The 10,543-nt window shown below is 28.1% G+C and carries 6 protein-coding genes; 3 read left to right on the top strand and 3 right to left on the bottom strand.

Annotated elements, in window-relative coordinates:
* From G507_RS17095 to G507_RS0115445, 3 genes are all read left to right on the top strand, one after another.
* On the top strand, positions 1-1,220 hold a 1,220-nt coding region (locus G507_RS17095), incomplete at its 5' end, for a hypothetical protein (protein ID WP_035666414.1).
* 20 nt (positions 1,221-1,240) lie between these two features.
* A complete protein-coding gene (locus G507_RS0115450) occupies positions 1,241-3,586 on the top strand; it encodes a hypothetical protein (RefSeq protein ID WP_026718347.1) in 2,346 nt (781 codons plus the stop codon).
* Positions 3,587-3,606: 20 nt separating this feature from the next.
* Positions 3,607-5,973, top strand: a complete 2,367-nt coding sequence (locus tag G507_RS0115445) for a hypothetical protein (RefSeq protein WP_026718346.1) — start codon at positions 3,607-3,609, stop codon at positions 5,971-5,973.
* A gap of 158 nt (positions 5,974-6,131) precedes the next feature.
* On the opposite strand, the gene G507_RS0115440 is transcribed toward G507_RS0115445, so the two are convergent.
* From G507_RS0115440 to G507_RS0115430, 3 genes are all read right to left on the bottom strand, one after another.
* A complete protein-coding gene (locus G507_RS0115440) occupies positions 6,132-6,890 on the bottom strand; it encodes a DUF2490 domain-containing protein (protein ID WP_026718345.1) in 759 nt (252 codons plus the stop codon).
* Positions 6,891-6,975: 85 nt separating this feature from the next.
* Positions 6,976-8,574: a SulP family inorganic anion transporter gene (locus G507_RS0115435; protein ID WP_026718344.1), complete on the bottom strand. Its 1,599-nt coding sequence runs from the start codon at positions 8,572-8,574 to the stop codon at positions 6,976-6,978.
* Positions 8,575-8,668: 94 nt separating this feature from the next.
* The gene (locus G507_RS0115430) at positions 8,669-10,537 is read right to left on the bottom strand and encodes a proton-conducting transporter transmembrane domain-containing protein (protein ID WP_026718343.1); all 1,869 of its coding nucleotides are present in this window, start codon (positions 10,535-10,537) and stop codon (positions 8,669-8,671) included.
* Positions 10,538-10,543 lie beyond the last annotated feature (6 nt).

Below are 10,543 nucleotides of genomic sequence, written 5' to 3'. Positions count from 1 at the left end.
CTTTTGAAAAAAATGCCATCACGTCCGAGTTAAATTTTAATAATTATTTATTAAACAAATTAGAGGATAACTCCTATTATTTTAAAGATTTTGACCGATTTAAACAATACGAATTAGATTTATTTTTATTAAATCAAAAAACTTCAAAATATGACTGGAATAATATCCTAACAAAAACGCCATCAATTAAATATCCCTTCGATGTTGGCTTAACTATCGAAGGCACGTTAAGTCAAACACTATCAAATAAAGATAAGTATAGTATAAATCTATCTTCAATCGCTAACGGAATTAAACTATCTGAAAAAATAGATAACAAAAACAACTTTGTATTTGAAAACATAATAGCAATTGATTCCGCATCATTTTATATCTCTTTGCTAAATAACAAATCTGAATATGAAAGTATAAAACTGCATTCAAAAATTTCTAATAATAGAAATAAATTTTTAAAACCTTTACCTATTTTAAAAACAAGATGTGAAAACAAAGTTTTTTCCTCTTCAGAGGAATTTAATCTCGATTTTCCTTATTCAGTAAACACAAATATTCTTAGAGAAGTAGTGCTAACTGAGAAAGTAGTTGAAAAATTAGAATATACTAAACATTATTACAACAGAACAGGTGCTAAAGGTTATAAAATAGATGAAAACAAAGCAGCCACTTATATCGATATATTAGGCTTTTTACAAGCTCATGGTTATAGTGTAAGTAATATAGGAGGAAATGTTAGCATATCAAATATAACAGCAGGTAATTCTTTTGGTAAAGGAACATCTATTTCTTTCTTTATAGATGATGTTCCAATTGGAAGTTTAGATTTTTTATCAAACATGAGTTTATACGACATTGATGAAATCTATTTAAACAAAAGAGGTTTTGGCACAGGAATGACAGCACCTAACGGAACTATTAGAATGTATACAAAAATTAAAGTGGGAAGAATTAAAACCGAAGTAATTAATTCTAAATCTATTACTATAAAAGATGGATTTCAAAAAGAAAAACCTTTTAAAAACCCCATTTACTCTTATTATGAAAATCAGGCCTTTAAAAAATATGGCACTATAAACTGGATTCCTTCTATTTACACAGATGATAATGGTGATTTTGAGTTTAAAATTCCAACATTAGGACAAAAATCAATACTGCTTAATATTCAAGGCATAGACAATGAAGGTAATTTTTATTATGAAAATATTGAAATCGAAGTAAACTAAAAATAATTATTTATAAATTTATGTATAAAACCTATTTACTGCTAGCTTTTACATTTCTTTTTTTGACTACAAATGCTCAAGAACAAGACAACCACAAAACAATTACTAAATCTATAAATGATTATTATAGTTTAGCTAGTGAAAATATTCATTTACACTTTAACAAAAGTATTTACTTAACCAATGAAACCATTTGGTTTAAAGGTTATGTAATTGATAAAAAATCAAATGGATTAAATTATTCAACTACCAATGTCTATGTTAGAGTTTTAGATAGTGACAAAAATGAACTTGTCTCAAAACTATTTTTAGCTAGTAATGGACTAATAATTGGTCATCTAAAACTCGATGAAACCTTTTCTTCAGGTAATTACTATATTCACACGTATACAAATTTCATGAATAATTTTGAAGAAGATGAATCATCACTTTTTCCAATTGAAATAGTAAATACTAAAGACAGTCCACAAAAAAATAATAATAATTTCTTGGACAACGAGTCTATTAACTTAGCTATAGAAGGCGGAAAATTATTGTTCGATTGTGATAATACAATTGGTGTTCAAATAAAAAACTGCATTGGTAAAGGTGTAAAATTGAATAACATTAAAGTATATGATTCCAAAAATATGCTAATCAATCAATTTGCAACAAATGAACAAGGTTATGGAAAGTTTGACATTTTAAAAACAAAAAACGAGCAATACAAAATTGTAATAGAGCAAAACACTGGCAATATTGAAAAAAATCTGCCTTTTGTAATAACTGAAGGTGTCTCAATGAATGTCAATAATTATTCTGATGAAAAGAAAACATTTATTAAAATACATACTAACAAATTCACTTTTAACAAAAATAAAGACAAAAAATTCACTTTATTAATTCAGCAAAACGATCAAGTAAACTTAAAGGACTTCATTTTCAAAAGTTTATCAAACGATATCATAATAGATAAAACTAGTTTATTTAAAGGTATTAATATCATAAGAGTGTTAGATGAAAATAATAAGGCTTTAGCCGAAAGAATTATATACAATCATATAAAAAATAAAACAGCTATTGTTTTAGAAAAGAGTATTATTTCAAAAGATACTTTATTAATAAAAGGACTTTTAAAAGACAAAATTGCCAATTTTAGCATTAGTGTGCTTCCGGCAGAAACCATTTCTTCTTTTGAAAAAAATGCCATCACGTCCGAGTTAAATTTTAATAATTATTTATTAAACAAATTAGAGGATAACTCCTATTATTTTAAAGATTTTGACAGATTTAAACAATACGAATTAGATTTATTTTTATTAAATCAAAATGCAAAAAAATATGACTGGAATAATATCCTAACAAAAAAACCATCAATTAATTATCCATTCGATGCTGGTCTAACTATTGAAGGAACTTTAAATCAAACAATAACAAACAAAGACAATTATAAATTAAATATATCTTCTTTTGCAAACGGAATTAATTTTTCTGGAGAAATAGATGATAAAAATAATTTTAAATTTGAAAACATAGTTGCTGTAGATTCTACAACTTTTTTCATTTCCCTTTTAAATAAAAAATCTGAATACGAAAAAATAAACCTTTATTCTACTGTATCTAATAATAAAAATAAGTTTTTAAAGAACCTACCAATAATAAAAACAAAATGTAAAAATATAAGTTTTACTCCATTAACGGAATTTAATTCTGATTTTCCATATCCAAACAATACAACTTTACTTAGAGAAGTTGTTCTGACTGATAAAGTAGAAGAGAGGAATTTTTTACAAAAAGGAGCTTCACAAGGTTATAAAATCAGTAAAGATGATGCTGACTTATACCATAATGTAGCTGTATTTACGCAATCACATGGTTTTGATGTAACTTTTGTAGGAACACAGTTGACAATAGTTGGAAGACCTGGAGGAAGTAACGGTCGCAGGCCAGTAATATACATAAATGACTTTCCTTTATACAATTATGATGAATTAGTTAACATTAATTTACATGACATTGATGATATATATATAAACAAAAGAACATTTGTACCAGGCATACCTGAACCTACAGGAGTAATTAGAATATATACTAAATCAAAAACTGGGAAAATGAAAGAAGAGGTAATTAATTCTAAATCAATTATAATTTCCAACGGCTTTCAAAAAGAAATAGCATATAAAAATCCACAATACATTACCTACTCTAATCTTTCTTTTAGAAAGTACGGAACCATAGATTGGATTCCTAACATTTTTACAGATGAAAATGGTGAATTCGAATTTAAAATCCCAACATTAGAACAAAAATCCATACTGCTTAACATTCAAGGCTTAGACAACGAAGGTAATTTTTATTATGAAAACATTGAAATCGAAGTAAACTAAAAATAATTATTTATAAATTTATGTACAAAAACTATTTCCTACTAGCTTTTTCATTTCTTTTTTTGACCTCGAATGCTCAAGAACAAGACAATCATAGTTTAATTACTAAATCCGTTACGGAATATTATAGCTTAGCGAGTGAAAGCATTCACTTACATTTTAACAAAAGCATCTATTTAACCAACGAAACCATATGGTTTAAAGGTTATGTAATTGATAAAAAATCAAATGGATTAAATTATTCAACAACTAACGTCTATGTTAGAATTTTAGACGAAGACAAAAACGAAATTGTTTCAAAACTATTTTTAACTAGTAACGGAATAATAATTGGGCATTTAGAGCTTGACGAATCCTATGCTTCTGGCACATATTTTATTCACACTTACACAAACTTCATGAATAATTTTGAAGAAGATGAATCTTCCATTTTTCCAGTTGAAATAATTAACACCAAAGACAGTCCAAAAACAAACAACAACAACTCCTTAGATAATGAATCGATTAGTCTTGGTATTGAAGGAGGAAAATTAGTATTTGAATGTGACAATACAGTTGGTGTTCAAATAAAAGACTGTAAAGGAAAGGGAGTGAAATTGAACAATATTAAAGTTTATGATTCAAAAAATATTTTAATAAATCAATTTGCAACAAATGAACAAGGTTATGGAAAGTTTGATATTTTAAAAACAAAAAGCGAACAATATAAAATTGTAATAGAACAAACGAACGGCAATATTGAAAAAAACCTTCCTATAGTTACTACTGAAGGCATTTCAATGAGTGTAAACAACTATTCTGATGAAAACAAAGTGTTCATAAAAATAAAAACTAACAATTATACTTTCAACAAAAATAAAGACAAAAACTACACATTAGTAATTCAAAAAAACGATAAAGTAAATTTAATAGATTTCTATTTTAAAAGTTTGTCAAATGATATAATTATAGACAAAGCAGGTTTATTTAAAGGAATTAATATCATTAGAATTTTAGATGAAAATAATAATGCAGTTGCAGAAAGAACGATTTATAATCATGTAAAAAACACATCAACTATTGTTTTAGAAAAGGGCAGCATAATAAATGACACACTATTGATGAAAGGACAATTAAAAGATAGAATTGCTAACTTTAGTATTAGTGTACTACCGACAGAAACTATTTCAACTTTTGAAGAAAATTCAATCACATCTCAGTTAAATTTCAATGCTTATTTGATAAGTAAATTAGAAAATAATTCTTATTATTTTAAAGACTTTAACCGCAAAAAACAATTTGAATTAGATTTAGTTTTATTAAATCAAATCACTCCAAAATATGAGTGGAACAACATCTTAACAAAAATACCATCAATAAAATACCCTTTCGATATTGGTTTAACAATCGAAGGAACGATAAATCAAACTATTTCTAATAAGGATAAATACAACATCGTTTTATCATCCATAGCAAACGGAATTAACCTTACTGGAAAAATAGATGATAAAAATAATTTTAAATTTGAAAATATCGTTGCAATAGATTCAACTTCATTTTTCATTTCTATATTGGATAACAAATCTAATTATGAAGCTTTTAAATTAAATTCGAAAGTAACTAATAATAAAAATAGATTCTTAAAGTTGGGACATGCAATAATCACAAAATGTACAAACAAAAGCTTCACACCTCTAACTGAATTTAATGCTGATTTTCCTTATATGGAAAACACTACCGTTTTAAGAGATGTGATTTTGGTTGACAAGGTCGAGGCAAAACTAGAGAACACAACTAACTTTCTTAATAGAGCAGGATCGCAAGGCTATAAAATTGACCAAAATAAATCAGATTTATATTATGATGTAATTGGTTTTATTCAATCCCACGGTTTTGATGCAAAAACAGTTGGAGGCTCTGTGTCGATAACAAGTAGAACATCAAATTCATTTAAAGGCACTCTAACACCTGCAATTTTTTTAGATGATGTTCCATTGGGAAGTTTAGATTTACTATTGAATATGAATTTAAGTACAATTGATGAAATTTATATAAACAAAAGAGGTTTTGGAACAGGAATGTCTTCTCCTAGCGGAACTATTAGAATATATACAAAAAAACAATTTGGTGGCATCGCAAATGAGAAAATTAATTCAAAATCATTAACCATAAAAGACGGTTTCCAAAAGGAGTTACCATTTAAAAACCCAAAGTATTCTTATTATGAAAATCAGGCCTTTAAAAAATATGGCACTATAAACTGGATTCCAAATTTATATACAAATACAAGCGGTGATTTTGAGTTTACTATTCCGATTCTAAATCAAAAAAGCGTCTTGGTAAACATACAAGGAATTGACAATGAAGGTAATTTTTATTATGAAAATATTGTAATTGATGTAAATTAAAAAAATCCCGATAAGCATTTTCTTATCGGGATTTTTATTTTGAATTTATTTCAGTAGCTATTTCCAGCTATTCACTATATCTTTTTGTCTCGTTCTAAAGAAAGAGACAAAAAGGATGTCGTTTCTATCTGGGCTAGGGTTTTACGTTAGAAATCAAATTATTTTGTCCAATCAAAATTGGTTACATAAGTCAAACGAACTGTAGGATTACTTTCTTGAATGGTATTTCCGAAATTCCAAATATTTTGATGGATGTAGGCCAATTGAACTTGATGATTGCTATTTAAATTATACCCTAAACCACCAATAATTCTGTTCTGATTAAATAAAGTTTTCCCAGCATTTGCTCCAATGTTTAAGAAAGCTTCATCACCAAGAATACCAAACAACTTGGTTTTATCATTCTCTTTAGTCAAAGCATAATTCAATAAAAACATATAACGCAATCTGTTTCTATAATCATAATGATCTATTTCATATTGATTAGTAGCCACGTCTTTAACAGCTACACCAACAAACCTGTTTTCATCTCTTAGACGATGAGTAAATTTAAAATTTCCTTTTGAATGTATGTAAGTTCCTTGAATCCAAAAGTGGTCTTCTGGAATCTCGGTTTTATTAATTGGAAAATCACCATAAGAATAGGTATTATAATGTGAGTAACCCAAACTTCCAATAATTTTTTTTGTAAACTGATAATCTAAAGAAGGACGAATAAACCATTGTTGTTTTTCGTTTAATCCATCCGTATAACGCATTGTTGCTTCTAAGGTAAAAGAAGCTTTTTCAGAAATCATGTTTTTTCCAACATAATGAAACCAAACATTATTGTTTTGTGTTTTTAATTGTGCAAATGCAACGCTAAAAAACAACATAAAACCAAGAACTAAAAAAGTTCTACTATTAAAATTTTTCATTTTTTTATTTATTAAACGCTAAAGGTTAGAAGTACTTAAAAATATTAAATACTTCTTCCTTTAACTAACTAACTGAATATTATAATTATTTATTTTTTCTACTTGATAATGGATGATCTGAAAGTGACGTGTGGTCTTCTAGTCCAACAATTTGAACCGTACTATTATCGTGGGCTTCATAATCATTTTTAAAATGCTCTAAATTTTCCATTACAGAGTGATCTACTAATTTAGTTTTCTTCAAATCAATAGTGACATTAAATCCAGGAGGAATAGCATCTAACTTTCTTTTTACACCTAAGTAATTAGTAAAAATTGCTGCTTTATCAATTTCAACTAAATATTCATTTCCCTCAAAAGAAACTAAAGTTGGTGCTTTAAAGAAAGAAGAAATTGGAGTTCCGTTAAACAAATGAATTATCATTTTTAAAACAATACCAGCTGCAATTCCAACTAATAAATCTTCAAATAAAGTAAAGAAAATAGTTACTAAGAAAATAGCCAATTGTTCTTTTCCAATTTGAAAAGTATGAATGAATTCTTTAGGATGAGCTAATTTAACACCTACTGTAATTAACATGGCTGCTAAAGCTGCATTTGGAATCATTTCTAATACAGGTGAAGCAACTAAAACAAACAATAAGATAAAAACCCCATGAAAAAAGTTAGCCCAACGTGTTTGAGCACCATTATTTACATTTGACGAAGAACGAGCCACTTCAGAAATCATTGGTATACCACCTAAAAATGCTGCAAATGTATTTCCGATTCCAACAGCAATTAAATCTTTATTCATGTCAGATTTGCGTTTGAATGGATCCATCAAATCAATAGCTTTAACTGTTAAAAGAGACTCCAAAGAACCTACTAAAGCAAACATGATTACATATTTTACAAAAATTCCCGTATGAGAAATACCATCAAAACTTGCATTAAGTCCTAATGAATCCACAAAATTTCCAATTTTAACTAAAGCATAAGCTGGTTCAGTTTCTTTAAAGTGCATAAACAATTCACATGGAATTGCAAACAACAACACTACTAAAGGAGCAGGAATCATTTTTATACTTTTATTTTTAATATATGGCCAACCCATCATAATGGCTAAACTTACAATTCCAATTAAACTAGCTTTTGGATCTAAATTCATAATGAAATTTGGAATATTAGCCAATAATTCTAAAGGTCCTTTTCCTTTTCCTAAAGCTGGATTATCGTTTAATAAAACCGGAATTTGTTTAGCAATAATTATAATTCCAATTGCCGCTAACATTCCATGAATAGCAGAAAGCGGAAAGAAATCGGCTAATTTTCCTAATTTAAAAACTCCAAATAAAATTTGAACTACACCAGCAACAACCATTGCTCCTAAAGCTAATTTCCAACCCAATATATCATCTCCTTGACCAAACTCGGCCACAGAACCAGCAACAATAACAATTAAACCAGCAGCTGGTCCTTTAATCGTTAATCTTGAACCCATTATAAAACTCACAAAAATACCACCAATTATAGCTGTTAATAAACCCATAACAGGAGGGAAAGCTGATGCTTTCGCAATACCCAAACTTAAAGGCAATGCCAACAAGAAAACGATAAAACCCGAAATAGCATCTGCTTTAAAATTCTCTCTCAATCCTGCTAAACCATCAGCAGGTATGTATTTTTTAATACTTTTATTCATCTTATTTTATGATTATTAGATTTCGGATAATAGATTTTTAAATTACAATCTAATCCCTATTGATTTTTGAAATTGTTATTGAATTGATTTTGTATTATGAAGAACGATAAGGTAATTCATGATAGGTTTTGATGTGAGGACCAAGAAATAATCGAGTATAAATTCGAATTCCGGCAATTCCTGAAACGATAAAACTTGAAGCTATAAAGAAAGCTAGCATCACTTGATTACTTTCAATATGACTAAAGATTAAATCTTCCCCAATGAATGTGGTTGTAATCGGAAAACCAGTTACACCTAGAGCTGCTAATAAAAAGAAAAAAGCAAATTTTGGATGTTCATAGACATGACCTAAATACTGATTTAAATTTACGTTAAATTCCATCTTTTTTAACTTTAATAATGCCAAGTAACCCACTATTCCGGCCAAAATAATTCCTGATAAATAGACCAGTAATTCTGTAAAATCTACTTTTTCATTAAATACTATTGCTAGAGCAATCCAAAAGTGATTAAGCACTATAAGAATCCAAGCCACAAAAGGACTTTTTCTTTCAGAAAAGGCTTTGAAAACAAATAGTAATCCAATGAAAGCAAATAGTTCAGGTAAAATATTTAGCAACCTTAAAGGAATTGATGCTTTGAATTCAAAAAGCAAAACACCTAAAAGAAATGTTGGAATAAATACTAAAATCAAACGTTTTAAATTTAAAAAGTCTAATGATTTTCCTAAAGTTTTTAAAGGTCTCCAAAGCACAAAATTCATAAATTGCTCCAATTTGAATTCTTTTAGACTCCATATATAAAGTGCATATTCTATACGTTTTGGAAACGTATTTTTGATACCTTTTGCTTTGGGTTGAAAATTGTAAAATTGCTCACGAATCATATAACTTACTACTGATGGTGAAACCAATAATTGATAAGTTCTTAAAAAAGCATTTCCAGCAAAATGAAACAAAGCTAAAGTCTCTAAGCCTAATGCAACTTCAATAAAAATTAAGCCAATTTGAGAAATAGAACTATAAGCAACTTGACTTTTTACAGACGATTGTACTTTGGCCATATAAGCAGCCATTATGCTTGTGGTTAATCCCATTAAACCAATTGCAATTCGCATAGAAGTTTGATGTTCCCAAAAAGGAAAAGTACGCAACATCAAGAAAACACCTAAATGCACAGAAAGTGAACCATAGAAAATAGCACTAGATGGTGTTGGTCCTTCCATTGCCCGAGGTAACCAAGACGAAAACGGAATTTGAGCCGATTTTGCAGCTGCAGCTAAAGCTAACGAAAGTGCAATAAATGTTCCTATTAAAGTATGATTTTGCAAATGTTCATTAACCAATTCAAAGTTATTCATTTTCATGAAGGTTATATTTTCATGAAATAAATGGTGACTTGCCCACATCGCTAATATCATTCCGATATCTCCAATTCTATAAATTGAAAACACTTTGAAGGCATTTTTAACAGGTAAATAACGCTCTCTATAAAAAGCAATTAACAAGAAAGATGAAATTCCAATGATTTCCCAACCAATGAAAAGGGTTTCAAAATTTCCTGATAAAATGGCTAAATTATACCCAAAAAAGAAAAACAACACCGTGTTAAAAAAACGTTTGTATCCTTTTTCTCTGTGTAAATAATAACGACTATAAGTAGTGATCATTGAAGTTAAAAGTGCTCCAATAAACAAATACACAGCCGATATTTTATCAAAATAAAAATCAATAAAAAACTCGTAATGATCTGTTTTTAATAATGTAGCTTCGTTTAAGTTTAAATGATTTGCACCATCATAGATCCAAAAAACAATAAATATAATTAAAGCAATTAATTGTATAAAAACGGTTCCAAATGCTACCCAAGAAATTAAAGATTCTTTTCTTTCTGGCAACAATAAACTTATGATAAAACCTAGTAAAGGTAAGGCTATAAAAAACTGTAATAACTCATTCATAATTTC

It is taken from the genome of Flavobacterium gelidilacus DSM 15343 (assembly GCF_000422685.1).
Classification (GTDB): domain Bacteria; phylum Bacteroidota; class Bacteroidia; order Flavobacteriales; family Flavobacteriaceae; genus Flavobacterium; species Flavobacterium gelidilacus.
Note: the sequence above shows the minus strand (reverse complement) of the source record. Positions and strands in the feature narration are given on the sequence as shown.

What these genes read in the sequence shown, in the direction of transcription:
- G507_RS0115450 (WP_026718347.1), top strand. Translation starts at nt 1,241, where the DNA reads ATGTATAAAACCTATTTACTGCTAGCTTTTACATTTCTTTTTTTGACT.
- G507_RS0115445 (WP_026718346.1), top strand. Translation starts at nt 3,607, where the DNA reads ATGTACAAAAACTATTTCCTACTAGCTTTTTCATTTCTTTTTTTGACC.
- G507_RS0115440 (WP_026718345.1), bottom strand. Translation starts at nt 6,890, where the DNA reads ATGAAAAATTTTAATAGTAGAACTTTTTTAGTTCTTGGTTTTATGTTG.
- G507_RS0115435 (WP_026718344.1), bottom strand. Translation starts at nt 8,574, where the DNA reads ATGAATAAAAGTATTAAAAAATACATACCTGCTGATGGTTTAGCAGGA.
- G507_RS0115430 (WP_026718343.1), bottom strand. Translation starts at nt 10,537, where the DNA reads ATGAATGAGTTATTACAGTTTTTTATAGCCTTACCTTTACTAGGTTTT.